The following is a 26,654-nucleotide window of genomic DNA, read 5'->3' on the forward strand; positions in this document are numbered from 1 at the left end:
GCCCGGAAAAGACACACTTTTCTTTACTTAACCCACCATAAACGCAGTTGCTAAGGCGGAAACACAAAAACCCTCGGCCCGGAAAAACCTGGCCGAGGGTTCTACTTGGGGTGACTGACGGGACTCGAACCCGCGACACCCAGGATCACAACCTGGTGCTCTACCAACTGAACTACAGTCACCATTACCGCATTAAAGGAGCTGTATTCTCAGCTCATCTCTGCAGCGAACTATATGGTAGCCCACAGTGGGCTGGAAACAAAAACAGCAGGTCAACCCGGATAAATTTGGGAAAGGGTGGGGTTTGGGTCGTCGTAAAGCGAGCTAGCCGCGAATCTCACCGTACTTTTCCGTCGATTCCTTGCTTGCGGCAGAAATAGCGTCGCCTTCGGGGCCGGGGTGGGGCAGAAGCATGGCGCGGCGGTAGTAGTCCAGCTCGCGGATCGACTCCTTGATATCTGCAAGAGCTCGGTGAGCGAGACCCTTTTCTGGAGCGCCCTTGAGGACCTGGGGGTACCAGCGGCGGGCAAGTTCCTTGAAGGAAGAGACATCAATCATGCGGTAGTGCAGGTGCTGGTCGAGCTCTGGCATGTAGCGGTGGATGAACTTGCGGTCGGAGGCAATCGAGTTGCCTGCCAGTGGGGCGGTGCGCGGCTCGGGAACCCACTGACGGATGTAGTCCAAAACAGCCTGTTCGGCGTCGGCGACATTAGTCTTGCTGTCGCGAATTTCCTGATCCAGGCCGGACTTCGCATGCATCTTGGTGACGAAATCATCCATCTGCGCCAATTCGGTCTCGGACGCGTGCACGACGATGTCCACGCCTTCCCCGAGGACGTTGAGGTTGGCATCGGTGACGAGAGCCGCGATTTCGACAATGACGTGGCGCTCGGGTTCGAGGCCCGTCATCTCACAGTCAATCCACACGATGCGGTCGAGCTCAGGGGAGAGCTGGAGGTCGGGATCGGGCTGAGCCATGATTTCACCTTTCGCTGAGATTCGGCATGATTCTGCAGTGCGCCTTATTTTGTGCCCGGACTGGGCTGTGGGGCACACGCTGACTACGCCCAGCTTAGCGATGTGGATTGTGCTGTGGTCGGGCGTGTGGATTGCCGTGTGGTTTGTGGAGCGAATTGTGGGGGAAACGAAATTAACTGGAAAGTAAGATCTTAGAATTGGACAACGGGGCATGAACTAAATCGACCTATTTGCCTGATAAAATTACTTCTGAGTTCGGATTCCAACGGGAGAAATAGTTACATGGATGAGACGAGGCGTGTTGGCGACGCTGCTCAAAGCACCACTGCGGCACAGAAACCATCCGTCGATGATGTCATCATTGCCGCTGCGCGCGAAAGCGTAATGACTGTGGGCTTGCGTAGGACTTCGATTGCAGAAATTGCTCGCAAGGCAGGAGTTTCGCGTCCGACCGTATATCGTCGATACGCTGACATTGGTGAGCTTCTGGGGGAAGTGACCAACCGCGAAATCCTGCACATGCTTGAGGGGCTCCGCTATGTCCCTGGCGATTCGCGCGCTCGCATGTTGCTGCGTATTCGAATCGTCGTTCAACGCATCATCGAAAGTGACTTTTTCCCTGGCCTGGTCAAGACAGATCCCGACCGTGTCTTAGAAGCGCTCACTGGAGAGATGAGCGATACACAGCTGGAAATTGTGGAGAAATTCATTCTCCCCGGTGTCCGTCACGGGCAGGAAGACGGCACTATTCGCGAGCACGATCCATATCTGCTGGCGCGCAACATTTACCGTCTGATTCAGACGATGGTGCTGGTGTGGCGCCCGGATGGCAAGGACGCGACGCTAGACAAGGAATCTGTCGAAGAGGTCGTCGACATGGTTGACCGCTACTTGCGCCCGGATCCTGCGGATAACAAGAAGAACTAAGAAGTAAAAACCCGCCTGCATCTGGTATAAAACCAGTTCAGGCGGGTTATTTTTGCGCCCCCAGAAGGATTCGAACCCACCTGGAAAACCCCAACTACCTGTATGAACAGGGCAAATAGGCGCCACCCCACGACATTCCCACGACACCTGAACTAGAAAGCGACGGGCAGATTTAACCTACCTGGCTATCACCAAGCAGATTCGATACCTTATGCGACAGTATCGAGGTTGTCTTCCTTGAGTTCTACGTAGATATCTAGGCTCATTGCGGCAGAGTGGTGGCCGGGCTGGCGCTGTTCAATCCTTGGGTTAGCGCCGCTGCCTTTCGTCAGTCCCCCGCAGGCCGTGCGGCATCACATACGCGTTCCGTATTCCTTCATCACCCGCTCAAGATCTCAGTAATACCAATCCGGCTCACTCGGCGTCGGCAACGGGTCACCATCAATCGCAAGCCACAGAAACGCATCCGGAAACTCATCCTTCAAATGTGGCTTTAGCCTCCGCGTGATCCGCTTCGGCGCCGCCACCATCAGCTGCTCATAGATCTTCGGCGTGCCGGTAATGACCTCTCACCGAACTGTCACGGCGCTTCGCTCCACATGCATACGACCGCGCAGAACAAAAACGTCACGTACTCGCAGTACCGTCACCTTGCTCTACTACAGTCCGGCGGTTGCCAGAAGCGAGATGGGCTCAGCGCGCTTGGAGTCTTTGTCTAGTTTCTTGACCCGCTCAGCGGCCAGGTACATCTTGGCAGCTTCCGGTTTGCTCGGCAGGCCCACACCACGGCCAGCGCCATTTCACCGGCTGCGACATCGAGAACTTTTTGCAGACAGCTATGAGCTTTCCTCACCGTGGCCGCCCCAACGCTGAAAGTTGACGGCAGGTTTTGCACATCCGAGCGTTTAATCTGGCCAAACTGCTAAACCTCAGTACGGCTCCACATGAACACGCGACGCGTTCATCTCTTGCGGAAGCCTTGATCTGGCTGGGTAGTGCCGTCTGGTGCGCGGTAGTGGTCCTTCGGCACTGAGCCTTTTTGCTTTCTGTATTGTTCACGCTTGCCGAGGGCAGTGGGATGGTTCTTGAGGTGCGTCCGTTCGCTACGTAGTTGATCCGTGCGCGGACTGATGTCACTACTGGGGCTCAGTCTGTTACGCGCCAGGGTTCGCAGGCGGAGTCTGCATCGGTCATGTTGGGGCGCGTTAGGTGGTGTCCTTTGCGTAGTTTTTCTGGTGTGGGTAAAATGAGGTTGAAACCGGCGATAAGTCCTCCAGGGGAGGACTTCCCACCCTGATAGGTGAGATAGCCGGTTTCAGCATGTCTAAGGCATTCCCCAGGGCGTGAAAGTACTAGCAAGAGTTGGCTCGATACACGGCTTGTACCAAGAGCATTTTTTGCCTTCAAGATGTCGCTGCACTGCCCATAATCCGTAATCAGCAACTTGGAGCCCCCAGGCTGATTGTGATGTCCATACACACAAGGTGATGTTTCGTTTAATTTGTTGGCAGACGTCGTGGACCGCCTCGAATGCGGCCTTTCGAATTCCTTTGGTTCCGAACTCGGCCACGATTACGAAAAGCTCATCCTCAGGTCGGGATACCTGTAGTGCAATCTCCTTTAAGTGCAGGTACCACGCCATCTTGTATAAACGCATAGGTCCTGCTTGCTTAACAGATTCGTAAGCGTTGGATTTGTAGAGAAAGGTTGTGTCGAACCGTGGCGCTTGTCTTTTGATTTCTTGAAACATTTCATTGCGGGTCCGCGCGGAATCATCGACAGCGTGGAAGCCCCTAGTGAGCTTCATATTTTGTTTTGCGCACTGAGCCCTTAGATGAAGCCCCTGGAGCAGATTGTCGCCGTGATGATCTGTGCTGAAGGTTGCGGTGCCGAAACCGAAGTATGTTGAGGCGCCACCACCCTGGGGGTTAGGTGTTCCTGTGTAGTCGAGGTTTCCTGTTTCGTCAGCGTAAAGATAGACACGTTTTGCCAATGGGATCTCACCTTGTTGAGCGCACTATTTGTTTCCGTCGATACTGCGGGGGCGTAGGAGTGGGGCGCTCCCTGATGCTGTATCGGATTGAGCGCCTCTTCCCATTACCGTTAATCCTCAAGCAAACCCAATTCACGAGCATCAGACGGCTTAAAATTCCGCATCTGCTCGTCATCCCAATTCTGCTCCCGGTACTTATTCCACAGCCACCCACTGCATGACCCGTCACCCGCAGCGTCAATCTCCAGGTTCTCTCCGCCGATAGCCTCGGCGCCCTCCAGATGCAGCATCCCCTTCATCGCAGCCTTGTAATCTGCATGCGAGTAATCATCTTTGTTAGTAAGGATCTCTGTAAACACCTGCTGTGCTGCCGCGTCATCCTTAAGTGCCCGGCTGCATAGAAGAGATGCGTATGCATCGCGTTCGTCTTCAGCGCTTGCCCATTCGTCAGTGCCACAGGCGCTGACGAGAATCGTGGTTAATAATGCGTCTGCGAGGAATTTCTTATTCATGTGAATCGTCATTCTAGATAAGGGAAGGGGGGGAGAGAGACGGCCTTACTTTTCGTGGACATATACATCGAGCACTTTGTATCCGTCGGAGCCGAATACGATGATGTTTGGACATTCAAACGTCATCCGCACCGGTGTCCCGAATCCATTTGGGAAGTCAGCTTCACCAGTTACACGAACAGCGTGGTTGGAATTTTCTACAGGAGAATGTTCCACGTCGTAGTCAACGATTCTCGCGCCCCCAGGGTATTTAGCGCGGTTGATGACCTGCTCCTTGCAATCATCAACTGAGGCGTCGATATCACCGGCGATGCGCTTTGCCTCGTATAACACCACACCGAAAAATACGAGGGCGAGAACGATTAGCACCGTCAGTAAGATGAACCACCAGCGCTTATAGAACGGCTTCCTTGCGGCGGCTTGCGTAGTGCGGTCTTCGAAAGTCATTGCGTTTCCTTTGTTTATTGAGAGCGCCAGCGGGCTTGGCCGTCCGGGCCGGCGGAGCAGGTCATAGGTGTGCCGTTCTTACTGACTCCTGTTCCTCCTCCTGAACAGTAAGCGCCTGGGGTTACGTAGTATTCTTGCTGTTCAGGAGCCGGCGCGGCGGGAGCCGGAGCTGGTTCTGGTGTCGCCGCCGGCTGCTGCGCCATCATCTGGGAGGCGCACTGCTGCGTCCAGCCGCTTGAACCGTCGGTGAAGAATGTTGTCCCGGTCTCATGCAAAGCGGGGTCGCCGCAGGATGCCACGGTTTTGTTCATTTCAGATGGTTCTGCTTGGCCTGGGGCTTCGGTATACCCGGTTGGGCGTGCGGACGTGGACTCACCTCCACGGGGCGAAGAGGTAGGTTCGGTGGTGTGCTCGAGGGTGGGGTTGGGGCTGTTCTTTGGGCTTGATGATTCAGACGGAGAATCAGTGGTGGATTCAGTGGACGTGGTGCTTGACGGCGAGGGCGTTGATGTCGAGCTGGTCGACATGTTGCTGCTTGATGGGGAGGGGTCGTTGTTTGATCCGCAGGCAGCGGCGAACGGAATTGCAACACAGGCTGCGATGATGAGGACTCGTTTGGCGGTGTGGGCGGCCATCGCATGATTCCTTTCTTGGCGTTCTTTATGACTGCCCTTATTCTGCGTTAAGGTGAATGGTTTTCAATCTTTGACCACACGACGGGGGTAAATTTGACCTCAAAACCTAGTGTAAAACACCCCCGATACGTCGCCCGCCGCATGTTCGTGTTCTCTCGAGCAGTTCTCGCCACACTGGCAGTAGCTGAGTGGCGACATCAAATTCCCGGGCTATGGCCCCAGTGGCTGGTTCGTAGATTGCTTCCGCTGCAGCGTACTTGGTATGGGAGATGAGTAGCCCGGCAGCTATCTGGGCTGCGGAATATTCTGCTCTGGTGTCGAATGCGGGTTACCAGAGCGGGGTGCTTGAGCCAGTTCACGGGCTCGGATGTAGCGCCGGTTTGCGGCACCAAGTGTGGGAGATTCGCAGGCGCTACCGACAGCCAGGAATCCACCGACCGAGAACTAATGAAGAGCCGTTGCCCCGCTGGTTTGAGCTGTTCGGGATTTCCGAACAGCTGGCCGGTGGGGCACCTTTTTCATGCCCAAAATCCGCTGCATTTCCGCTGCATTTAAACCAACAAGAGCCAATCTGAGCCTACATTAGCGGGGGTAGTTAGATAGGGTAAACCCCCGCCTGAACTCGTAAAACACCAGTTCAAGACGGGGGTAGAAAACGCGCCCCCAGAAGGATTCGAACCCTCGACCAATCGGGTAGAAGCCGACTGCTCTGTCCACTGAGCTATGGAGGCTAGCTAAGAAAAGCATTGTAGCGTCTCTAATGTAGCCAATCACAACCGGTTCTGTTCTAGGGACTTTGGTCGCTAAGCTTAGGGCTATGACTGCCACGACCAAGGCCGAGACCTCTCCGCCTGTTAGCAAGGATAAGAAAGTCCGTAAATCTGCTGGTTGGTACGTTGTTTTTGTACTTATCGGCGGCGTTCTAGCTGGTTTGCTCTCGATGGCGTTCAACATGGATTCGCGCGCCACGTTGGGTATTCCCGATCCCGGCACAATCACCACCTTCGGGTTCCCGTTCGCGAAGGCGGCCGGTGAGCTGCTCGCCTGCCTCGGTGTCGGTTCGTTTATGCTCGCCGCTTTCGGTACGAAGCAGCGTGCCGACGGCACTTTGGGCCTCGACGGCTACACGGCATCCCGCACGGGTATGTGGGCCATGCTCGGCTGGGGCCTCATGGCGCTGATGGAGATTCCGCTGGTGCTCTCCGATGTGTCGGGCCAGCCGCTGTCGACGACGATTCAGCTGAGTAACTGGGCTGTGTCGTTGGAGCAGACCAAGGAGGGCTTGGCGTGGCTGTGGGTAGCTATTTTTGCGGGCATTGTGGCGCTTGGTTCATCGCTGACTCGTAAGTGGATTTGGCAGCCGGTGTTCTTCGCCATCAGCTTGGTGTCGATGATGCCGCTGGCGGTTGTAAGCCACAATGCCTCCGGTGGTGCCCATGACTACGGCACTAACTCCTACATCTGGCACTTGACCTTCACTGTGTTTTGGGTCGGCGGTTTGATGGCGCTGGTTGGCCACGCGCGTCGTCGCGGTGAATGGATGCCAGAGGTAGTGAAGCGCTATTCTTTCGTGGCGTTGGTGGCTTTCATCGCCATGTCTGCCTCCGGCTTCATTAACGCAGCCATCAACATTGACTGGTCTGACCTGGTCAGCAACAACTACGGCATCATGGTGCTGGTCAAGGCCGTTCTCACTATCTTGCTGGGCCTATGCGGCTATGTGCACCGCAAGATCACCATTCCGGAGATTGAGCGCGCTCAGTCGAATCGTCCATTCTGGCGTCTGGCCATTGTCGAGGTCATCATCATGGCGCTGACAATCGGCGTTGCCGTAGCTCTGGGCCGTACTCCGCCGCCACCGAATTTCTCTGAGCAGGCCGGCGGTGAGGGCCTGCCGTCGATTACGCAGATGCAGGTCAAGCTAGGTTACAACCTGGAGATCCCATTCGGTTGGGAGGCCATGTTCACGCAGTGGCGCTTTGACATCTTCTTCGGCTCTGCCGCCATCATTGCCGCGTGGATTTACTTGTACTGGCTCTACTTGCTGAAGAAGCGCGGCGGTACCTGGCCGCTGTCCAACACCCTGTGGTGGCTCGCCGGCTGTGCCACGCTGCTGTTTACTTCGTGCAGCGCGCTGGGCGTGTACATGCCGGCTCTGTTCTCGGTTCACATGATCGCCCACATGCTTTACTCCATGGGCATTCCGGTCATGCTGGTCCTGGGCGGCCCAGTTACGCTCGCGCTGCGTGCGCTGAAGCCGGCCGGCCGCGATGGTCTGCCTGGTATTCGTGAGTGGCTGGTGGTCTTCATCAACAACCCGGTGTCGCGTTTCCTCACGCACCCGGTTGTGGCAACGGTGCAGTTCGTCGCGGGCTTTTACCTGCTCTACATGACACCGATTTACGACTTCCTGGCTGATGAGCACGCGGGCCACGTGTTCATGAACATCCACTTCTTGATCTCCGGTTACATCTTCTACTGGGTCATTATCGGTGTCGATGCTGCACCACAGCAGATTGAGCCGTCGGTCAAGCTGGTCACGCTGATGGGGTCGTTGCCGTTCCACGCTTGGTTCGGTATTTCGCTGATGCAGTCGCAGCAGGTGCTTGCCGAGACCTACTACGCCAGCCTGGATCTCCCTTGGGCAGTGAATCTCCTGGAAGATCAGAACGTTGGTGGTGCCGTCGCGTGGGCTGCCGGTGAGGTTCCGCTCTACATCGTCACCGTTGCGCTGTTTGTACAGTGGCGGCGTTCCGATGAAAAGGATGCAGCCCGCTACGACCGCGTCGCGGACCGCAACAATGATGAGGAGTTGGCCGCTTACAACGAAATGCTCGCTCGCATGAGCCAGCAGGTCGGTGTTGGCGGCGAGGATGAGCGCGATTACTACACCTCGGAGGTTGACGCGCAGCATCCGGTGCACATGGATAATCCGATTGATGCCTCGAAGAGGCGCGGAAGGTAGCGTCGTTAAGCTGATTTTGCATGCTTGACGACGAGGATTGCCGCGACTTCGCCCCTCAACTTCATACGTAGCCTGTGGATAGTTGTCTTTTCGACAAACTTATCCACAGGCTTTTTATGTACCTCTTTCATTTGTTTCTCGAAGCCGGAAAAGTAATTGGCACGGCACGAATGAGACACCTTCGAATTATTCGGCCGCAGTAGGTAAACGCTTTCTTTGGGGGAGGAGCCCGATGTCTGAGGCAGTTATTACCGTGGTGGGCAATGTGGTCCATCATGTGGAAAATCGAAATACCAATTCTGGGGCAAAGGTCTGCAAGTTTTCTGTGGCATCCAGCAAGTCATGGAAGGGGGAGAATGGTTGGGAGCAGTCGGAGACGTCATATTTTGATGTTGAATGTTGGGGCAAGCTCGCCGAGAACGTGAATAACACGGTGTGGAAGGGCCAAGCCGTCATTGTCCACGGTCACGTTCGTACGGATCGCTGGGAGGGCGATGATGGTACGAAGCATCAGCGCCAGAAGATCATTGCTAAGGCGGTAGGTCCGAATCTGCGCCGTCACCTGGCAACGGTGAAGACTATGACTGAGAAGCCGCATGAGTCGCCGACTGGTCTTGGTGAGTCATCGACTGGGGATTCGGAAGCTTCGGTTACTGAGACAGTTGCGTCTCAGGCCGGGGCCGTGCGCACCTTCACTGCTAGTACGGGCGGCGCTGGTGAGGCGGGGAACACAGGTGCAGCTAGTTCGGAGCAGCGAGAAATGGCTGATGCAGGAGTCAGTGCGCCGTTCTAACCCAGGAGCCAGTACATCGTTGTAGAGCGGAATGAGGGGGAGCCGCTGAAAGAGCGGAAAGAGGGGAGGGGTAATTACTGCACGTGAGGTGACGCTGCTGAGAAAGGGGAGGGATCGCATACGATTCGGCAGCGTTATCTCGCAGCTAGTTTTGCTAGGAGCCTGGCAGAGATTTTGGTGGGAAAGGATTGCGGGTACGCCCATGTAGATTGTGCCTTTTGGTTCCTATGCGTAACCTCTACAGGGATTGCTTATTTCCTTTCTACGAGGGGACGAAATTCCACCATGGGTGAGTTCATCTACCAGATGAAAAACGTGCGCAAGGCGCACGGCGATAAGGTTATTCTCGACAACGTCACCATGGCGTTTTACCCGGGCGCAAAGATCGGCGTGGTCGGTCCGAACGGCGCAGGTAAGTCGTCGATTCTGAAGATTATGGCTGGCCTTGATCAGCCGAGTAACGGTGAAGCTTTCCTGGAGCCGGGCGCCACTGTCGGCATCCTGCTGCAGGAGCCTCCGCTGAATGAGGAGAAGACCGTTCGCGGCAACGTCGAGGAGGGCCTCGGCGACATCTTCGAGAAGAAGGCTCGTTTTGAAGCCATCGCCGAGGAGATGGCCACCAATTACACCGACGAGCTCATGGAAGAAATGGGCAAGCTCCAGGAGGAGCTCGACGCCGCTGATGCTTGGGAGCTGGATTCCAAGATTGAGCAGGCAATGGATGCGCTTCGCTGCCCGCCGGCGGACGAGCCGGTTACTCACCTCTCCGGTGGTGAGCGTCGTCGTGTAGCACTGGCAAAGCTGCTGCTCTCCGAGCCGGACCTGCTGCTTCTCGACGAGCCGACTAACCACCTGGACGCCGAGTCTGTGCTGTGGCTCGAGCAGCACCTGGCTAAGTACCCGGGCGCTGTCCTGGCCGTGACTCACGACCGTTACTTCCTGGATCACGTCGCTGGCTGGATTTGTGAGGTCGACCGCGGCAAGCTCTACCCGTACGAGGGCAATTACTCGACTTACCTGGAGAAGAAGGCTGAGCGCCTTGAGGTTGCAGGTAAGAAGGACGCCAAGCTGCAGAAGCGCCTGAAGGATGAGCTGGCGTGGGTCCGCTCGGGGCAGAAGGCTCGCCAGGCCAAGAACAAGGCCCGTCTGGAGCGCTACGAGCAGATGGTGGAGGAAGCCGAGCAGTACAAGAAGCTCGACTTCGAAGAAATTCAGATTCCGACCCCGCCGCGCCTGGGTAACCAGGTTGTTGAGGTCAAGGACCTGGAGAAGGGCTTTGATGGCCGCGTCCTGATCAAGGATCTGTCGTTCACCCTGCCGCGTAACGGCATCGTCGGTGTGATTGGCCCGAACGGTGTTGGTAAGTCCACCCTGTTTAAGACCATCGTGGGGCTGGAGCAGCCGGATTCCGGTGAGGTCAAGGTCGGTCAGACTGTTCAGCTCAGCTACGTTGACCAGGGCCGTGAAAACATCGATCCGGAAAAGACCGTTTGGGAGGTTGTCTCTGATGGTCTCGACTACATCGTGGTCGGCCAGAACGAGATGCCGTCTCGTGCATACCTATCTGCTTTCGGTTTCAAGGGCGCGGATCAGCAGAAGCCGTCGAAGGTTCTCTCCGGTGGTGAGCGCAACCGTCTGAACCTCGCGCTGACCCTCAAGCAGGGAGGAAACCTTATCCTCCTGGATGAGCCGACTAACGACCTTGACGTCGAAACCCTGTCTTCGCTGGAAAACGCACTGCAGAACTTCCCGGGCTGTGCCGTGGTCATTTCCCACGACCGTTGGTTCCTGGACCGCACCTGTACCCACATCCTCGCATGGGAAGGCAACTTCGAAGAGGGCAAGTGGTTCTGGTTCGAAGGCAACTTCGAGGGCTACGAGAAGAACAAGATTGAGCGTTACGGCGAGGAGGCTGCACGCCCGTCGCGTGTCACTCACCGTCGCCTGACCCGCTAATCAGTTTCCCGCGAATCTGATCTTTGCCAACGGCAACGCCCGGAACCGTGTGGACTGGCTCGCACCAGTGCACAGGTCCCGGGCTTTCGCGTTATTTGCAGGTTCGTAGCTCCAGAAAACGCCTATAGTTCTGGGTATGACTGAATCAGCACCATTTCGTACCAACGTCGCTATCCGCTGGTCTGATTTTGATCAGTATGGTCACGCTAACAACACCGCATTCCTGGAATACGCCCAGCAGGCTCGTCTCGACTTTGTGATGCGCGGCCTCGGCGGCGGGGCAGGTATGCCTGCGGCAGTGGTGCGTCGCCTGGAGATTGACTACGTCCGCGCTATCTTGCCGGACACCCAGGAAGTTGTGGTTGAGACCGAGATCATCAACTTCGGTCGCACCTCTTTCACACTCCGCCAGACTATCTCCGACCAGCATGGTCACATCGTGGCTGTGCTTGAAACCGTGATGGTGATGTTTGATCTCAAGACTGCGAAGGCAGTCGAGCTCTCCCCGTCTGCCCGCCGTGAACTGGAGCGTTTTGCAGCTCCCGCAATCGAAGACAACAAGGAAGACCAGGACAAGTAATTCGCCGTGACCACTTCTCATCCCGCTGCCGAGCTGACCTTCGGCACTCCCGATGCCCTGAAGAACCTGGGCGTCCTAGCCCATAAGGCCTACGCCCTCGACGAGAACACGTTGCTTCGCATCCGCGCACGAAAGACCGCCGCCGCCGGTATCAGTTCATCGCCCGAGCCCACCGCTGCGCCAGCAATGTCACAGGTATGGGTGAAGACCCCGATCGGCCCGCTCGCCATGCGCACAATTGCGCTACACGCGCTTCCCGACGACATCATCGTCACTGCCGCGGAGATTAAAGACATCGCAGTGCGTGCCTTTGCGCAGGCAAAATCATCCGACAATGCGGAGGACAAAGAAGCTTCGCTCACCGCGCTGCCGTATCGGGTGCATGCGCAGTCGGCGTCCTCCTGGCCGGGATTCTTGCCAGTTCCGGAAGGATGGCAGGTTGTCGACTATGTTCCGGCCACTGCTTTCCGGACTCTCGAGAAGCAGGGGCGCGCGGTCGCTGTGGAATCTTCCGGCCCCATGGGTATGCCGCCATCTCTGCTGGATCAGAAGGTTCTCACTGTCAGCGGAGAGGCCGGTGAAGCCGCCGTTGACTCAGGGGAGGGGCAGTCGCAGGAGACGTCGAAAAGCGTTGTCGACGTGACCATGCGGGATGTGTTTGCGCTGTGTGCGATGGGCTTCATTCCAGAGCAACCGGATGAAAAAGAGCCGGTGCGCGTGTCCACGAAGGGACGGTGGCACCGGCTGGATGGACGGTTTGGCTCGATCTTTACGCTCGAGTCCTTTGGCGTGCTGCCGCTGCTGAACTAGCGGGGCTGCTGAACTAGCGGGGCAGGGGCCTAATTCCTACTGCGCGTCGAAGCGGTTGATGAGCATGTCAGCGACCTGCACCATGTGGTTCCACATGGCTTCGCGCTGGGGGCGGGGGAGCTCTTCATCGGAAATGTCTGCGAGTGAGGCGCTCATGATCTCCAGCCAGCGGTCGCGTTCGGCTTCGCCGATGGAAAACGGCATGTGGCGCATGCGCAGGCGCGGATGACCACGCTGTTCGCTGTACGAACGCGGCCCGCCCCAGTACTGGACGAGGAACATGCGGAGTCGATCCTCGGCGCCCTCCCAGTCATCGCTGGGGTACATCGGGCCGATGAGGTCATCGGAACGCATACGCGTGTAAAAGCCATGGACGATGCGATTGAAGACATCCTCGCCGCCGACGGAGTCAAAGAGCGTCTGAGAAGTTGTCATGGCACCAAGTCTATCGACTTGATGCCACGAAAACGATAACGGCCAAAGTGCCGGCCGAAATCACTTGTTACTTCGCGTCGAACTCGCGGGCACGAAGAGCGAGCTTCACCAGGAACTGCTGCTCAGAGATGATGCGCTTGACCGGCGATGCAGTCTCGTCGCTGTCGAGCAGACGTTGAGCGGCTGCAATTGCATCATCGCTGATCTCCCAGGTTGGGTAGAAGCCCTCGAGCAGCGTCTGTGCCGTCTCGGAGGAGAACTGCTTCCACCAGCTGTTGGCAACGGCGAAGAAGTGCTCCGACAGCGAGGTCGCCGACTGCTCCGCGTTGATGGTGGCGCGGGAGTCGTCGTCAAGCGCCTGTGCGAGCACCTCACCCGAGCCCGGCGCGTTGAAGCCGGCCAGCAAGTGGCGAATGACAAGGTTCGACGGGGCATCGTTGCCGGAGACCGTCGCCTCTGCCCAGACGCGGGACTTGTTGGCGAGCGTCGGCACGGAGGCGCGGCAGGCGATGGCGGCCTGCGCACCGAGTGCCGAGTTGTCGGTCTTTTCAAGCTTTGCGATGGCTTCCTCGCCCTCGAGACCGGCGGAAACCAGCGGCTTCAGGGCGCGCCACTGCATGTCGGTGTCTACCGTGACAGCTGGGAAACCAGCCTTGTCTGCGTCGCCAGTGTAGATGGCGCGCAGTGCGTCAACGACGTCGCTATTCGACGAGCCCACGGTGGTCAAAGCGTTAACGAAAACCAGGGCGCGGTCGGCGTCGGTTTCCTTCTTCGCGTAGTCCAACAGGCCCTGAGCCAGCAGGTCGCGGCCGGTGGAATCAGCCCACTGTGGATCGGCGTAGACGTTGACGGCGCTGACCGCCTGAGCGATGACGCGCTCCAAGACGGAGAGCTTGTCCTCGCCCGGGATGCCGCGGAGCACCAGGTTGACGAAGTCGCGAGCGCGCATCTGGCCTGCGCGAACCATCTGCCAGGTAGCGGACCAGCACAGTGTGCGTGCCATTGAATCGGTGAAGGCGCCGATGTTGTCGATGACGGTGGCAAGCGAGCCTTCGTCCAAGCGGATCATGCTGTAGGTGAGGTCGTCGTCGTTAACCAGCACGACATCGCCGACTGGGGTGTCGACCAGCTCTGGGACTTCGGTGCGTGCACCACGGACGTCGATTTCCACGCGCTTGGTGCGCTCGAGTACGGCATCCGATCCGGTGCCGCGCAGGTTGTAGATGCCCACGGCGACTCGGTGGTCACGGAGTTCACCAGCACCCGGCTCGGCACCTTCCTGCGTGACTGCGAAGGAAGTGTACTTGCCGTCCTCTTGCTGGAACTCCGGTGCCAAAGTGGTGATGCCGGTGGTGGTCAGCCACTGATCGGCCCAGCCGGACAGATCGCGCCCCGAGGCCTCGGAGAGCGCCTCCAACAGGTCCGCGAAGGTGGCGTTGCCAAAGCGGTGGCGGGCAAAGTGAAGGCGAGCACCGGCGAGGAAGGCGTCCTGACCAACGTAGGCGGCCAGCTGCTTGAGGGTGGACGCGCCCTTGGCGTAGGTGATGCCGTCGAAGTTCTGCTCGACGGTGTCAATGTCGCTGGCATCGGCGGCAATCGGGTGCGTCGACGGCAGCTGATCCTGCTTGTAGGCCCAGGCCTTCTCTACGTTGGCGAAGGTGGTCCAGGCGTGGCTGTAATCGGAAACCTCAACCTGTGCGGCGGCAGCCGACCAGGTAGCGAAGGACTCGTTGAGCCAGAGATCATCCCACCACTGCATGGTGACCAAATCACCGAACCACATGTGAGCCATCTCGTGCAGGATGGTGTCATTGCGACGCTCGTAGAGGTAATGAGTGGGCTTGGAGCGGAAGACGTACTCGTCGCGGATGGTCACGCAGCCGGCGTTTTCCATCGCACCCATGTTGTATTCCGGGCAGAAGATCTGGTCGTACTTGCCGAACGGGTAGGGCTCGCCGAAGTGCTTGGCGTAGAAGTCGAAGCCTTCCTTGGTCTCCTTGAATAAGGTGTCGGCATCGAGGTACTCGGCGATGGACTGGCGGCAGTAGAGGCCTAGCGGAATGGTCAGCTCTCCCTCCGGCTGGTGCTCAGCAGGGGTTTCCGGGTGCGGTGCGACAGTGCCGGTCCACGAGTCAGTGACCTCGTACCACGGGCCAGCACAGACTGCGACGAGATACGTCGACAGCGGAACATCCACTGAGAAGTCGAAGGTGTCGGCCTCATTGCCATGGAGATCGGTGGTGGTGCCGGTCTTGGCCACCGAGTTGGAAACAACCTTCCAACCCTTCGGTGCCACGACGTGGATTGAATACGTCGCCTTCAAATCCGGCTGGTCAAAGCAGGCGAACACGCGCTTGGCATCGGCAGTTTCAAACTGCGAGTACAGGTAGGTTTCGCCATCGGCGGGATCCTGGAAGCGGTGAATGCCCTGGCCGTTATTGGTGTAACGACAGTCCGCATCGATAACGACGGTGTGGTCACCTTCGGTCAGGTCTACGTTAATGCCGGTCTCGCTGTCATAGCGAGCGGCCTCCGTGGCGTCGACGCCGTCGATGGTCACACTCTTGACAACTGCATCGCGCAGGTCAATAAAGATGGAACTAGCGCGCTTCGCTTTCAGAGAAATTGTGGTCTTGGAAGCGAATGTTGGTGCGCTGTGCGGCCCACCGACAGGTGCGGTCGTAAGGTCGAGCGAGATGTCGTAGTGGGACACCTCGAGCATGGCCGCACGGTCGGCGGCCTCGGTCCTGGTTAGGTTCGTGGAAGTCATGCGACAAGTGTAACCACGACCCCGGATTGGGAATCGGGCAGTAGCGGGGTGGGTGAGGTGACCTCGACTTCCTAGCTCGTTCCTAGCCGTTTGGGGCGGTCGATTGGCGGTCGATTGGGCGAGATTTGGCTTCTTTGGCATGCTAGCAAAGCCGATCGTGAATACACTTCGTTTCATGTACAAACTCAGTGATGATGCAAGCAAGGTTGAACGGGTCAACGCGGCGTGGGGTCGCATTGAAGCAAAGCTTGGCGACGATGCTCTGGAGGCCCCGGCGACAGAAGCGGAACTGGATCAGCTTGAGGCTGACCTCGGAGTAAAGCTGCCAGACTACGTGCGAGCTTCGTGGCTGCGGCACGCGTCTGTGGACGGTGAGCCGTGGGACGGTGGCTGGATTGCGCCGCCTAAGTCGATTCTGAACGACTACAAGCTGTGGACTCAGCTGCAGGCAGACGGCGAGTTCGATGATTTTGAAGCCGAAGGCATGGACAGCGCCGACTCGGATGGCAAGTGGTATCACGAGGCATGGATTCCTCTGGTCATGGACTTCGGCGGAAACAACTACTGCCTGGACATGCGCTCGGGGAAGATGGTCTCCATGGACCATGAGGTGGGCTCGGAGTTCCTGGACTACGCAGATTGGCCTGCCTACCTGGAAGCTGCCGCTGATTCCCTGGAGGCTACGGGCTTGCCCTGGAACGGCTAGGTAAGCAATCTGGACGGCGTCCGATGGGGGGAGTCAGTTAGCACCGGGCCCGATAGAACTTCGGACCCATCCGAATTCATGAATGCGAACCGAAAAATTCCGCCCTATAGTCGTTGATAAGTCAATCAATGCTTTAGGAGGACTTTCACATGAGCAATCGAGACAAGGTCACTTTTTACTTCGACGTTTCCTGCCCGTTTTGCTGGGTGACGTCGCGCTGGATTAAGGAAGTCGAAAAGGTCCGCGACATCGAGATCGAGTGGAAGCCGATGAGCCTGTCGGTGCTCAATGAAGGCCGCGATGAACTGCCGGAAGATTACAAGTTCATGATGCAGTGCAACTGGACCCCGGCACGCCTGTTTAATGCAGTGTTCTCCCAGGATGGTCAGGAGGCCGTCGACAAGCTTTATACCGCGCTGGGCACGAAGATTCACAACGAAAACCGCATCGATCGCCATGCGCATGTCGACGAGCCGGAGCACGCATTCGACGAGCTGATTAAGGAAGCCCTCGCAGAGGTTGGACTGCCGGAAGAGCGCCTGGCACAGGCCCTGACTACCGAGTTCGATGAGCTCATGCGTGAAAACCACGCAGAGGCCATGAAGGAGGTCGGCAACGACGTCGGCACTCCGGTGGTCAAGCTCAACGACGTTGCCTTCTTCGGTCCGGTGCTTACCCGTATCCCACGCGGCGAAGAAGCCGGCAAGATTTTCGACGGCTCGGTTGCCGTCGCCAGCTACCCGTACTTCTTCGAAATTAAGCGCTCCCGGACTGAGGACCCGCGCTTCGACTAAGAAAGCAGTAGCAGCTGGGGCGCGCAGTTAGGAGAGCTGACCCGCTCCGGCTCCAGCATTCTGCCCGGTAGAGGCCTGCCGTTCTTCTTCGCTCATGGCAGCCCACCGTGGCGGGATGTAGATGCAGGTCGGGTCGGATGCGGTGTAATCCCCGGTCAACGCGTACGCTGTCGACCGGGACCCACCGCATACGCTGTGGTATTCACAGACGCTGCACTTTCCATGCCAATTGTCCGGATCGCGAAGGGCCTTGAACGCCGGCGAGTTCGAATAGATTTCCTGGAATGGCGTGGCCTTCACATTTCCGCAGTGAAGCGGCAGGAAGCCATTGGGGTAGACGTCGCCGATGTGGTCAATGAAGGCAAAACCTGACCCGGAATTGACGGCCATGGGGGAGCGCGGGCGACGTGGCTTTTCCGGCACAGCACCGAGCAGCTTTGTCGTTTCCTCGGTCAAGTAACGGTAGAGCTCGCCGCCCTCATAGGGTGGCAGCCCCTTTTCCTTCGCTTCCTCCTGCTGCATGACGACGCGCCGATACTGCGGCGCCTCCGTCGTCTTAATGGCAATTCGGTTGGACACATCAGACAACCAGTGCAGAACATCCTCGCGTTCCTCCGGTGACAATGCGCCCAAATCCGCACCGCGACCAGTGGGAACGAGGAAAAAGACGTACCACATCTTGGCCTGCATCTCCATGACGGTCTTCAGCAGCGCTGGCGCCTCATGAATATTTCCCTTGGTCAGGGTCGAGTTAATCTGCAGCCGGTAACCGGCCTCGTTGATGTGCGGAGCCATTTCGAGCGTCTTTTCAAAAGTGCCCGAAAATCCACGGAACTTGTCATGGGTCTGGGCAGTCGCGCCATCGAGCGACATGGACATCGCCTTGCCACCGGCCTCACGCAGTGACTGAATCCGCTCTGGCGTGAGCCGCGGCGTCACCGATGGAGATAGCGACATATTCAGGCCCTGCTCCGTGCCGAATCGCACCAATTCTTCCAGGTCATCACGCTCAAAAGGATCACCGCCGGTGAGCACTACAAGCGGCTTCGGCTTGCTATACGACGCCAAGGTCTCCAGCAGCATCTTGCCCTCGGTGGTCGAAAGCTGGTGAGGATGCGGCTCGTGCTGCGCATCTGCACGGCAGTGCTTGCAGACTAAGCCACAAGCCCGCGTGACCTCCCAAATGACAATAAATGGTTTCTTGTTGATGTCATGCCGAACCGTTCGCACCACCGGTGCGTGATGATTCCCATGGGAGCCATGGGCTTCAGGATCGACTTGGAAGTGAGCTTGCGGCGCAGGAGACACGGTAAAAGCACCCAATTTCCGGTTTCGAAGGCGTGCTGAAACGCAAATACAGTCACTTTTCACCCTATTCGGCTGCGCAGGAGACGTCGTCAAGCAATACCTAAAACGGGTGCAGGCGCCGTGGAATCCGTGGGAACCGCTAAACTTGCTGCCATGCGTATTTACCTTGGTGCAGACCACGCCGGTTTTGAGATGAAGAACCTGATTAAGGCCCACCTGGAGAAGGCTGGCCACGACGTCGTTGATTGCGGCGCTCACACCTACGACCCTGCAGATGATTACCCAGCATTCTGCATTGAGGCGGCTTCCCGTACCGTCGCTGATCCGGGCAGCCTGGGCATCGTGCTCGGCGGTTCCGGCAACGGCGAGCAGATTGCTGCTAACAAGGTCAAGGGCGCTCGTTGTGCGCTGGCTTGGTCGGTGGAGACCGCAAAGCTCGCCCGCGAGCACAACAATGCTCAGCTGATCGGCCTCGGCGGTCGTATGCACTCTGAGGAAGAGGCCCTGGCTATCGTCGATGCTTTCGTCTCCCAGCCGTGGAGCGAGGAGGAGCGTCACCAGCGCCGCATCGACATTCTGGCAGAGTACGAAAAGACTGGCGTTGCCCCGGAGCTGCCAGAAGCTTAAAGGGATTGCTGTTCGCTATCTGTTGATAGGAATAAAAAAGGGGTCTGGTTCCAGAAAACTCTGGGACCAGACCTTTTTTCATGTGTAGACGGAGTAGGAATTGTCGTATGACAAATCAAGAAGCGCATCGCCGAGTAACTGTTGTGCTATTCCCCGGGTTCGAGCTCTTGGACGTATTTGGACCGGTTGGCCTTTTTGGCCATGTCCCAGAGATTGAGGTCGAATATGTCGCCAACATTGCTGGTCCGATAACCAGCGCTCAGGGGGCGCAGGTTATCGCCACACGTTGTGCCACTGACCTCGAAACGGTCGATATTCTTCTAGTTCCTGGTGGAGCCGGGAGTAGAACACTAGTTGACGATGCAGAGTTTTTGGACTGGCTCAACAACCTCGGATCCCGGGCGCGGTTAGTGGCATCGGTTTGCACAGGTTCCGCACTGCTTGCTGCGGCTGGGCTTCTTGAAGGAAAGCGGGCAACTAGTAATAAGTTGGCTTTTGATTGGGCTACCTCGTTCGGAAACGAAGTGACGTGGGTGAAAGCGGCTCGATGGGTTGAAGACGGAGATCGCTGGAGCTCATCAGGAGTCGCAGCAGGTATGGATATGGCTGTTGCTTTAATTAGCAGCATCCTTGGCAAGGAAGCTGGTCGATTCGCCGCCAGAAAAATTGAGTATCGGCCTCAGACAGACGGCACTGTCGATCCTTTTGCGGATTTAGCGAAATAGCGGCGCCGGGCTTTTTCTAAATATCGAAACCGTCGAATCCGCCGTCGAAAAATCCGCCGCCGTCGCCGCCGCCGTCGCCGCCACCGAAGAGGCCGTCGAAGAAGCCTCCGCCGTCGCCTGCGTCACCGGCATCTGCACCGCCGCCACCGAAGTCGCCGCCAAGGTCATCTCCACCGAAATCGTCGCCACCGAAGTCTTCGGCTCCAAAGTCCTCGGTGCCGCCGAAGTCGTCAGCGCCGGTGCCCATGCCGCTGGCGAACTCATCAGCGCCGTAGGCAACACCGGCCATACCGTGGAAGAGGGTAGAGAACAGCAGCATCGAGCCTGCGGTCCAGACACCGGTGCGGAGCGCGGACTTCCACCATGGCTCGGAGTACCAACCGGCCGGAACCGGACGGCCAGCGACACGACCACCGGGGTAGTAGTTCGGAGTTTCCGGGGTGGCGTATGGAGAGGCGGTAACCGAGTGGCCTTCGTGCTCAATGGTGCGAGTTTCGGTCACAGAACCAGCGGCCTTCTGCCCCTCCAGCGGTGGCAGTGTCGGCCCCGCCGGCAGGCCCATAATTTCGCGAGCCGCATTGATGTAGTGCAGGCCCTCCAGCGCCGATTCGCGGGCCATTCGCGCCTGTGCCGGGGTGCGCGCAGTAGAAATCTGCGAGGAAGCGGCATTGTAGCGCTCGGATGCGTCAGCAAGAGCCTGCGTGGAAGCCGAATCGGTGCCAGCCAGGTTCAATACCTGTGAGCCCAGTCGCTCAATCCATCGGCGGGCGTCTGCGACGGCGTCTTCCAATTGATTGTTCTGGCGAGCATCAAAGGCCCTGTTAGAGCGGTTTTGAGCCATCGACGCGATGATAATTGCGCCGCCGACGGTGATCGCGATCAGGATTAAAGCCCCCATGGGCTAGGCCTCCAAAAAGGAAATTGCGGGTACTGCTTGTAATTACTTGAGATAACGCATGTAGAGCGAAAAAAGTTCCCGAGCTTACATATCTGTCCGACAGATGTAGCTCGGGAACCAGGAAATGATTGGGTATGGGTAGGTATCTATGATTCGGCGGAGTCGGTGCTCTTGGTGCGGCTCTTCCGATTGGCGTGCCATGCGCGAACTTCTTCGGAATCCCACAGGGTCAACCCATGAAGCTTCGCGACGGGTTCAGGAGCCTTCTTGCGGCCAGCGTAGCTGGTGAAAGTGCCACGTGCGGTGCCGGAAAAAGCAGCGCATTCGACCGCGGTCCATAGTTCGTGTCCAGTATCGGCATCGATAATGGTGGGCTTCATGGTGCCCAGAGTACCCGTAGCACTGGATCCTGAACAGAGGTCAGAAGAATTTCTGGTCCCCGGACGTCGGCTCAGAAAGTAAAAACCGGGAGCAATGCGCCCGGTTGCGTGGAGGGGATGACGGGAATCGAACCCGCGTCTTCAGCTTAGAAGGCTGACAAGTGGGGTTCCTAACGTGATTTTTGATTTTTTTTTGGGGGGGGGACATCGTCAACAACGGGCCGGGGCTCCGATTCGTTCCAGGGGGAGCGGATTTTTCGCGAACGATCCGGTTGCTCTACTCGGTTGCTTTACGACGACCCCGTCGACGCGCGAAACCCATAATATTTTGTTTGAAAACCAAAAACTAGGCGTGATGTGTGACATAGGATGTCGGCATGTCAACCAATGTGCCTGCCAATGACCGAACTCTCCATCCTCAGCCGCGCACGTCGCCGCTCGCGAAGCCGTTGCATCACGACGTCGATCTGCGGGGTCTGCTGATCGGCACGGCGTCGGCCGCCGGGCAGATCGAGGGCGGTGACGAGAACAACGACTGGTTCGATTGGGCCCGCGAGCCCGGCAACATCGCCGATGGTTCGACCCCGCTGCGCGCCACCGACCACTGGAACCGGTGGCGGGAGGACAACGAGCTCATGGCGTCGCTGGGTCTGCCCATCGCTCGCATCGGCGTGGAGTGGGCGCGTATCGAACCGCGGCCGGGGGAGTTCGACCATGCGGTGCTGGATCGCTACCGTGAGGAGATTGCCGACCTGCGGGACAAGGGGATTCGTCCGCTGGTGACGCTCCATCACTTCGTCAATCCGCTCTGGTTCGCTCGGCGCGGCGGCTTCACCTCCGATGAATCGCCGGCGGCTTTCCTGCGCTATGCGGAGACGACCGTGCGGGCGCTCGACGACCTCGTCGACGAGTGGATCACCGTCAACGAGCCGAACGTGTACGCCACCCAGGCGCACATGTTCCGCTCGGGCCCGCCGGGCAACCGCTCGTGGGGCGACACGATGGCCGTGCTGCGCAACATGGCGGTGTCCCACATCCGCGGTTACGAGGTCATCCACGGCATCCAGGGGGATCGGGCGAAGGTCGGCATCGCCCACCACGCACGGGCGTTCGCGCCGCGCAATCCGCGCAACCCCATCCACCGCGGCCTGGCGCGGATCAATCGGCATCTGTTCCAGGACATCGTCGCCGACGCGCATCTGGCGGGGAAGTTCCATCCGCTGCTGGGCGGGGCGAAGGTCGGCCGCGGGTTGCCGTCGGGCCGCCACCACGACTTCCTGGGCCTGAACTACTACTCGCGCACGGCCGTCGACAAGTTCGACGACGGCACCTTCGTCGGGGCTCCGGTCAACGACCTCGGGTGGGAAATCCACCCCGAGGGCCTGGTCGAATGCGCCCGCGACCTGAACGAGCGTTTCGGCGGACCGGTCTGGATCACCGAAAACGGCACCTGCGATCTCGGCGATCTGGAGCTGTCGGTCGGTGGCGTGGACGCGGGCGTCGAAAAGCCGAATCCGGCCGGGGACTACGCCAACCCGGACGCCGGGGCTGCCGACCGCAGGCTGGAGTCGTTCCGGCCGCGGTTCATCCTGGAGCACCTGCGGGCCATCGCCGAGTCGGACGTGCCCATCGAGCGCTGGTACCACTGGTGCTTCGTGGACAACTGGGAATGGGCCGACGGCGAAGAGCCGCGATTCGGCATCGTCCACCTGGACTACGAGACGCAGGAACGGACGATGAAGCCGTCGGGCCACCTGCTGGCCGAGCTGGCCCGCACCGGGCGGATCACCCCGGAGCTGCACCGGCGCTACACCGCAGGCCGTCGTTACCCCGTCGCGGACGAACACACCGACCCCAACGTGCGGGCGCAGCCGCCGGAGCCGGATGGGGTGCAGGGATGAGCTCCTCCGAACACGCCGGCTCCTCCGAACGCGCCATCTCCGACGTCGGGCGTTTCACCGCCGACCCCGCCCAGCGCACGCCGGTGACCACCGGCTGGATCGTGCGGTACGGCCTGCTGTACCTGGGGCAGAACATCTCGTGGGCAGCGCCGACGCAGCTGTTGTTGGCGCAGCAGATCCTCATCTGGCATCCGGGGGAGAAGGAGGAGAAGTTCGCGCTCCTCATGGCGGTCGGCGGGTTCTTCTCCATCATCGGGCATCCGCTGGCCGGGTGGTTGTCGGACCGCACGGACACGCGCTGGGGCCGCCGCGCCCCGTGGATCCTCTTCGGCGGGCTGGCGGCGGCCGGGTCGCTGGTGTTCCTGGGCGCCGCGCCGGGCTTCATGGCGTTGACCATCGGGTGGGCGGTGTTCCAGCTGGCCATCGCGGCGTCAATCAACGCGGCCCAGGCGGTGGCGCCGGATACGGTGCCGGACAATCAGTACGGCGTGGTCTCGGGTGTGCTGGGGCTGACGTACACCCTCGGCGTGGTGCTGGGCACCGTCGTGGCCACGGTGTTCGACCTGGGGCTGGCGTACATCGTCACCGCGGCGCTGCTGCTGGTGCTCATCGGCCAGTTCCTGCCGGGCTTCCGCGACGTGTCCCGGGTGCGGTCGCAGGCGGCCGCATCTCCGGTGCTTGACGACGCCGGCGGGGACGCTGACGCCGTGGTGCCCGCCGTCGCCGAGGTGCCCGGAGGGCTCTACCGCGACTTCACGTGGGTGTTCATCGCCCGGTTCCTGGTGACCACGGGCAACTCGGTCGCGTTGTTCTACCTGTTCTATTACCTGCGCGATCACATCGGCCACCCCGATCCGGATGCCGGCGTGCTCGTCCTCACCGGCGCGTATGCCCTGTGCGTCATCGTCACCGCGATCCTGTCGGGCAAAGTGTCCGACAAGATGGGCAAGCGCCGGGTGTTCGTGGCGTTGTCGTCGATGGGCGTCGCCGGGGCCTGCGCGATCATGGCGTTCGCCGGGAGCTTCGCCATGGTCGTCGGCGCGGCGGTGCTGTTGGGTCTGTCGTGGGGCGTGTTCATGGCCGTCGATCAGGCCCTGATCAACCAGGTGCTGCCCAAGGCCGATGAGCGCGGGCGTGACGTGGGCGTCATGAACCTCGCCGTCGCCGGCCCGAACATGGCCGCCCCGGTGCTCGCCGCCTTCGCGTTGGCGAACCTCGGCGGGTACCCCGGCCTGTACGTTTTCGCGGGCGCGCTCACCGCCGTCGGTGCGGTGCTGGTGTACCGGGTGCGGTCCGTGCCCTGATCTCCGTGCGTTGAACAGCGTGCGGCCGGTGCCTTAATCTTCGTGCCTTGAACGGCGTGCGGTCGGCGTTACGGTTTGATACCGTTCGTTGCAGTCGATGAAAGGTGTTTATCCCCGTGCGCCCCACGAAGAAGTTGTCCCCCGCCGCATTCGGCGCAGCGTCCCCCGCCGTCTCCTCTGTGGAGACCGGTGCCGAGGCCCGGTCCGCGAGCCGAGTCTCAGCGGCCCCGTCGTCCCGGACGTCCTTCGTCCGCAGGGCGTTGGCCCCGGTCACGGCGCTCGCGCTGGCGGGCACGTTGCTGTCGGTGCCGCAGGCGTCGGCCGGCGGCTCCGCCGGTCCGGCCGATCTCGGCGGGTTGGACTGGGGCGCGTGCCCGACCGCGGCGATGACCGCGCCGGGCACCGTGTGCGCGGACATCGACGTGCCACGTGATTATTCCGACCCGGAGGGCGCGACGATTTCCCTCACTGTCAGCCGGGTTCCGGCGACGGGGGAGCGCCGTGGCGTCATCGCAGGCAATCCGGGCGGCCCCGGCGGCGACGCGTTGGGAATGTTCTCCGACGAGGCCGTGAGGATGCCGACCGCCGTCCGGGAGCACTTCGACCTCATCGCCGTCGAGCCGCGCGGCCTGGCCTGGGGCACCCCGCTGAACTGCAACGTGGCGGACATCCCGATGACGGGTCTGCTCTCCGGGCAGGTCGGCGCGATGTACGCCTCCTGCGAAGCCAATGAACCGGGATACGCGGCGACCATCACCACGGAGAACACCGCTCGCGATCTCAACCATGTCCGCGACGTGCTCGGCCAGGACGTCATGCACCTCTACGGCCTGTCCTACGGCACGGATCTGATGAGCACGTACGCGACCCTGTTCCCGGACAAGACGGGCCGGATGGTGCTGGATTCCTCGGTCGATCCTGCCGACCGTTACTTTCGGCTCGGAGACTCGCGCGAGCCGTGGCGCCGCGAGGCTCTCAACGCGATGTTCCAGTGGATCGCCGACCGTGACGACGAGTACGGCCTGGGCACCACCGCCCTGCAGGTGTACGCGCGCTGGTCGCAGCGCATCAACGAGGAGGTTGGCGCGCCGGGTCAGGTCTACCCGCCGCCGACGCAGGTGGGCGACGTGCCCGCCGCCTTCGCCGACGACCCGGAGGCGTTCATGCAGCTGGCCGACGGCGTTCTGCCCGTCGCGTGGCGCAGCCATTCCTTCGCGGCGAACCTGATGCGCCCCGGCGCCGGCAATCAGTCGGTGCTGCTGCAGCAGACCTTCGCGGCGACGTACTCGGAGAGCATGTGGCCCGACATCGCCGACGCCGTGGTCACCGGCGAGGTGGAGACCCCCGAACTACCCGAGGGCGTGACCCCGGAAGACATGATGGCGCAGACCGAGGCGATGGGAACCATCGAGCGGGCGATCATCTGCAACGACAACGTCACCGCCGCCGACCCGTCCCGCATTCCCCGCACGTACCTCGACCAGTTCACCGGCGGCGACATCTTCCGCCTCAACGCCGATGCGCTGTCGTCGGGGCAGCTATGCCTCGGCTGGCCGGGGCAGGGCGCTGCCGTGGAACTCAGCGGCGACGCCCTCGAGTCGAAGCCGCTGCTGCTCCACTACGACCGCGATGCGGCGGTGACCGGCACGGGCGGCCGCGCGATGCAGGCGGTCATGGGCGGCGAGCTCATCGAGCTGCCGGGCCACGGCCACGGCGTGCTCGTCGCCCACAACGACGCCGACGAGATCGCCAACGTCGTCGCCGCCCACTACTTGGGCTGACCGGTCATGCCGGGCTGACCGGTCCGAGATTGGGCCGGCTACTTGCCCTTCGCCTCGTGGCCTTTCTGCCACTCGCGCACGTCGTCGGAGTTCCGCGGGTTCAGCCCGTGGAGCTTCGCCGCCGGCACCGGCGCTTTGCCACGGCCCGCATAGCTGGTGAACGTGCCGCGCGCGGTACCGGTGAACTCCGCGCATTCGGCGACGGTCCACAGCTCGACGCCGGTGTCCTTGTCGATGATGCGAGGATTCATGCCGCCGGGACTAGTTGTGCGTGACGACGGCAAAAGACCCGACATGACAGTGCCACCGACTTGTTACCGACGCTGTATGAAACCGTGACGCGCGCACGCGGTCGTGACATGCCTGTGACGGATTTCGGGGGTTAAGTAGCAAAAGGGGATGCGGACGGAATCTTGGAGGATTCCATCA

26 protein-coding genes and 2 tRNA genes are annotated in these 26,654 nt (G+C 59.8%); 15 read left to right on the top strand and 13 right to left on the bottom strand.

Annotation, left to right across the window (positions count from 1 at the left end):
- Positions 1 to 106 precede the first annotated feature (106 nt).
- Together HMPREF2920_RS00520 and orn are read right to left on the bottom strand one after the other, a co-directional pair.
- Positions 107 to 182: transfer RNA gene (locus HMPREF2920_RS00520), tRNA-His, on the bottom strand.
- Positions 183 to 324: 142 nt separating this feature from the next.
- Positions 325 to 978 carry an oligoribonuclease gene (gene orn, locus HMPREF2920_RS00525; protein ID WP_016422281.1) on the bottom strand — a complete coding sequence of 218 codons (654 nt, stop codon included), beginning with the start codon at positions 976 to 978 and terminating at the stop codon, positions 325 to 327.
- On the opposite strand from orn, the gene HMPREF2920_RS10675 reads away from it, so the two are divergent.
- Positions 977 to 1,165 carry a hypothetical protein gene (locus HMPREF2920_RS10675; RefSeq protein ID WP_042388509.1) on the top strand — a complete coding sequence of 63 codons (189 nt, stop codon included), beginning with the start codon at positions 977 to 979 and terminating at the stop codon, positions 1,163 to 1,165. The genes orn and HMPREF2920_RS10675 overlap by 2 nt on opposite strands.
- Positions 1,166 to 1,260: 95 nt before the next feature.
- Complete coding sequence (locus HMPREF2920_RS00530) at positions 1,261 to 1,905, top strand: TetR/AcrR family transcriptional regulator (RefSeq protein WP_016422282.1); 645 nt, start codon at positions 1,261 to 1,263, stop codon at positions 1,903 to 1,905.
- A 659-nt stretch (positions 1,906 to 2,564) separates the two neighbouring features.
- Here HMPREF2920_RS00530 and HMPREF2920_RS10975 read toward each other — a convergent pair.
- The 4 genes from HMPREF2920_RS10975 to HMPREF2920_RS00545 form a co-directional block, all read right to left on the bottom strand.
- Positions 2,565 to 2,687: a hypothetical protein gene (locus tag HMPREF2920_RS10975; RefSeq protein ID WP_255456329.1), complete on the bottom strand. Its 123-nt coding sequence runs from the start codon at positions 2,685 to 2,687 to the stop codon at positions 2,565 to 2,567.
- Positions 2,688 to 3,229: 542 nt separating this feature from the next.
- Positions 3,230 to 3,898, bottom strand: coding sequence for a DUF3800 domain-containing protein (locus HMPREF2920_RS00535; RefSeq protein WP_049193743.1), 669 nt, complete (start codon positions 3,896 to 3,898; stop codon positions 3,230 to 3,232).
- Positions 3,899 to 4,008: 110 nt separating this feature from the next.
- Positions 4,009 to 4,410: a hypothetical protein gene (locus HMPREF2920_RS00540; RefSeq protein ID WP_141750502.1), complete on the bottom strand. Its 402-nt coding sequence runs from the start codon at positions 4,408 to 4,410 to the stop codon at positions 4,009 to 4,011.
- Positions 4,411 to 4,455: 45 nt separating this feature from the next.
- Entirely contained in the window at positions 4,456 to 4,857 is a 402-nt protein-coding gene (locus tag HMPREF2920_RS00545; protein WP_049193745.1) for a hypothetical protein, read from the bottom strand.
- 366 nt (positions 4,858 to 5,223) lie between these two features.
- On the opposite strand from HMPREF2920_RS00545, the gene HMPREF2920_RS10760 reads away from it, so the two are divergent.
- Positions 5,224 to 5,499 carry a hypothetical protein gene (locus HMPREF2920_RS10760; RefSeq protein WP_160313715.1) on the top strand — a complete coding sequence of 92 codons (276 nt, stop codon included), beginning with the start codon at positions 5,224 to 5,226 and terminating at the stop codon, positions 5,497 to 5,499.
- A 651-nt stretch (positions 5,500 to 6,150) separates the two neighbouring features.
- Here the strand turns inward: HMPREF2920_RS10760 and HMPREF2920_RS00555 are convergent.
- A tRNA-Arg gene (locus HMPREF2920_RS00555) sits at positions 6,151 to 6,223 on the bottom strand.
- Between the two features lie 86 nt (positions 6,224 to 6,309).
- On the opposite strand from HMPREF2920_RS00555, the gene HMPREF2920_RS00560 reads away from it, so the two are divergent.
- The 5 genes from HMPREF2920_RS00560 (at position 6,310) to HMPREF2920_RS00580 (ending at position 12,596) form a co-directional block, all read left to right on the top strand.
- Positions 6,310 to 8,457 carry a bifunctional copper resistance protein CopD/cytochrome c oxidase assembly protein gene (locus HMPREF2920_RS00560; protein ID WP_049170976.1) on the top strand — a complete coding sequence of 716 codons (2,148 nt, stop codon included), beginning with the start codon at positions 6,310 to 6,312 and terminating at the stop codon, positions 8,455 to 8,457.
- A gap of 232 nt (positions 8,458 to 8,689) precedes the next feature.
- Positions 8,690 to 9,250 (top strand): single-stranded DNA-binding protein, encoded by a 561-nt coding sequence (locus HMPREF2920_RS00565; RefSeq protein ID WP_049170979.1) that lies wholly within the window; start codon positions 8,690 to 8,692, stop codon positions 9,248 to 9,250.
- A gap of 285 nt (positions 9,251 to 9,535) precedes the next feature.
- Complete coding sequence (gene ettA / locus HMPREF2920_RS00570) at positions 9,536 to 11,206, top strand: energy-dependent translational throttle protein EttA (RefSeq protein ID WP_016422285.1); 1,671 nt, start codon at positions 9,536 to 9,538, stop codon at positions 11,204 to 11,206.
- 136 nt (positions 11,207 to 11,342) lie between these two features.
- Positions 11,343 to 11,786, top strand: coding sequence for an acyl-CoA thioesterase (locus HMPREF2920_RS00575; RefSeq protein WP_048734885.1), 444 nt, complete (start codon positions 11,343 to 11,345; stop codon positions 11,784 to 11,786).
- Positions 11,787 to 11,792: 6 nt separating this feature from the next.
- Positions 11,793 to 12,596, top strand: a complete 804-nt coding sequence (locus HMPREF2920_RS00580) for a DUF8185 domain-containing protein (protein ID WP_048734886.1) — start codon at positions 11,793 to 11,795, stop codon at positions 12,594 to 12,596.
- Positions 12,597 to 12,632: 36 nt separating this feature from the next.
- Here HMPREF2920_RS00580 and HMPREF2920_RS00585 read toward each other — a convergent pair whose 3' ends face one another.
- Both HMPREF2920_RS00585 and pepN read right to left on the bottom strand, forming a co-directional pair.
- Positions 12,633 to 13,031, bottom strand: a complete 399-nt coding sequence (locus tag HMPREF2920_RS00585; RefSeq protein ID WP_038628076.1) for a globin — start codon at positions 13,029 to 13,031, stop codon at positions 12,633 to 12,635.
- A gap of 67 nt (positions 13,032 to 13,098) precedes the next feature.
- Positions 13,099 to 15,801, bottom strand: a complete 2,703-nt coding sequence (gene pepN, locus HMPREF2920_RS00590) for an aminopeptidase N (RefSeq protein WP_070600962.1) — start codon at positions 15,799 to 15,801, stop codon at positions 13,099 to 13,101.
- 175 nt (positions 15,802 to 15,976) lie between these two features.
- Between pepN and HMPREF2920_RS00595 the strand changes: the two genes are divergently transcribed.
- Complete coding sequence (locus tag HMPREF2920_RS00595) at positions 15,977 to 16,507, top strand: SMI1/KNR4 family protein (protein WP_246816234.1); 531 nt, start codon at positions 15,977 to 15,979, stop codon at positions 16,505 to 16,507.
- Positions 16,508 to 16,656: 149 nt separating this feature from the next.
- Positions 16,657 to 17,301, top strand: a complete 645-nt coding sequence (locus tag HMPREF2920_RS00600) for a mycothiol-dependent nitroreductase Rv2466c family protein (RefSeq protein WP_070549429.1) — start codon at positions 16,657 to 16,659, stop codon at positions 17,299 to 17,301.
- A gap of 27 nt (positions 17,302 to 17,328) precedes the next feature.
- Here HMPREF2920_RS00600 and HMPREF2920_RS00605 read toward each other — a convergent pair whose 3' ends face one another.
- Positions 17,329 to 18,534, bottom strand: a complete 1,206-nt coding sequence (locus HMPREF2920_RS00605; protein WP_042388514.1) for a TIGR04053 family radical SAM/SPASM domain-containing protein — start codon at positions 18,532 to 18,534, stop codon at positions 17,329 to 17,331.
- A gap of 228 nt (positions 18,535 to 18,762) precedes the next feature.
- Between HMPREF2920_RS00605 and HMPREF2920_RS00610 the strand changes: the two genes are divergently transcribed.
- Together HMPREF2920_RS00610 and HMPREF2920_RS00615 are read left to right on the top strand one after the other, a co-directional pair.
- A complete protein-coding gene (locus tag HMPREF2920_RS00610) occupies positions 18,763 to 19,236 on the top strand; it encodes a ribose-5-phosphate isomerase (RefSeq protein WP_005511109.1) in 474 nt (157 codons plus the stop codon).
- A gap of 107 nt (positions 19,237 to 19,343) precedes the next feature.
- On the top strand, positions 19,344 to 19,961 hold the full coding sequence (locus HMPREF2920_RS00615) for a DJ-1/PfpI family protein (RefSeq protein WP_016422294.1): 618 nt from the start codon (positions 19,344 to 19,346) through the stop codon (positions 19,959 to 19,961).
- Between the two features lie 16 nt (positions 19,962 to 19,977).
- Here the strand turns inward: HMPREF2920_RS00615 and HMPREF2920_RS00620 are convergent, their stop codons facing one another.
- The gene (locus HMPREF2920_RS00620; RefSeq protein WP_016422295.1) at positions 19,978 to 20,859 is read right to left on the bottom strand and encodes a hypothetical protein; all 882 of its coding nucleotides are present in this window, start codon (positions 20,857 to 20,859) and stop codon (positions 19,978 to 19,980) included.
- 146 nt (positions 20,860 to 21,005) lie between these two features.
- Positions 21,006 to 21,239, bottom strand: coding sequence for a hypothetical protein (locus tag HMPREF2920_RS00625; RefSeq protein ID WP_048734899.1), 234 nt, complete (start codon positions 21,237 to 21,239; stop codon positions 21,006 to 21,008).
- A 377-nt stretch (positions 21,240 to 21,616) separates the two neighbouring features.
- On the opposite strand from HMPREF2920_RS00625, the gene HMPREF2920_RS00630 reads away from it, so the two are divergent.
- The 3 genes from HMPREF2920_RS00630 (at position 21,617) to HMPREF2920_RS00640 (ending at position 26,225) form a co-directional block, all read left to right on the top strand.
- Positions 21,617 to 23,140, top strand: a complete 1,524-nt coding sequence (locus HMPREF2920_RS00630) for a glycoside hydrolase family 1 protein (RefSeq protein ID WP_049170990.1) — start codon at positions 21,617 to 21,619, stop codon at positions 23,138 to 23,140.
- The gene (locus HMPREF2920_RS00635) at positions 23,137 to 24,444 is read left to right on the top strand and encodes an MFS transporter (RefSeq protein ID WP_016422298.1); all 1,308 of its coding nucleotides are present in this window, start codon (positions 23,137 to 23,139) and stop codon (positions 24,442 to 24,444) included. Before HMPREF2920_RS00630 ends, HMPREF2920_RS00635 begins: the two co-directional genes overlap by 4 nt.
- A gap of 260 nt (positions 24,445 to 24,704) precedes the next feature.
- Positions 24,705 to 26,225, top strand: a complete 1,521-nt coding sequence (locus HMPREF2920_RS00640) for an alpha/beta fold hydrolase (protein WP_126107929.1) — start codon at positions 24,705 to 24,707, stop codon at positions 26,223 to 26,225.
- A 38-nt stretch (positions 26,226 to 26,263) separates the two neighbouring features.
- Here HMPREF2920_RS00640 and HMPREF2920_RS00645 read toward each other — a convergent pair whose 3' ends face one another.
- The gene (locus tag HMPREF2920_RS00645; RefSeq protein ID WP_048735147.1) at positions 26,264 to 26,476 is read right to left on the bottom strand and encodes a hypothetical protein; all 213 of its coding nucleotides are present in this window, start codon (positions 26,474 to 26,476) and stop codon (positions 26,264 to 26,266) included.
- Positions 26,477 to 26,654: the final 178 nt, after the last annotated feature.

The sequence above is a fragment of the Corynebacterium sp. HMSC075F02 genome (genome assembly GCF_001838335.1).
Lineage (GTDB): Bacteria > Actinomycetota > Actinomycetes > Mycobacteriales > Mycobacteriaceae > Corynebacterium > Corynebacterium jeikeium_D.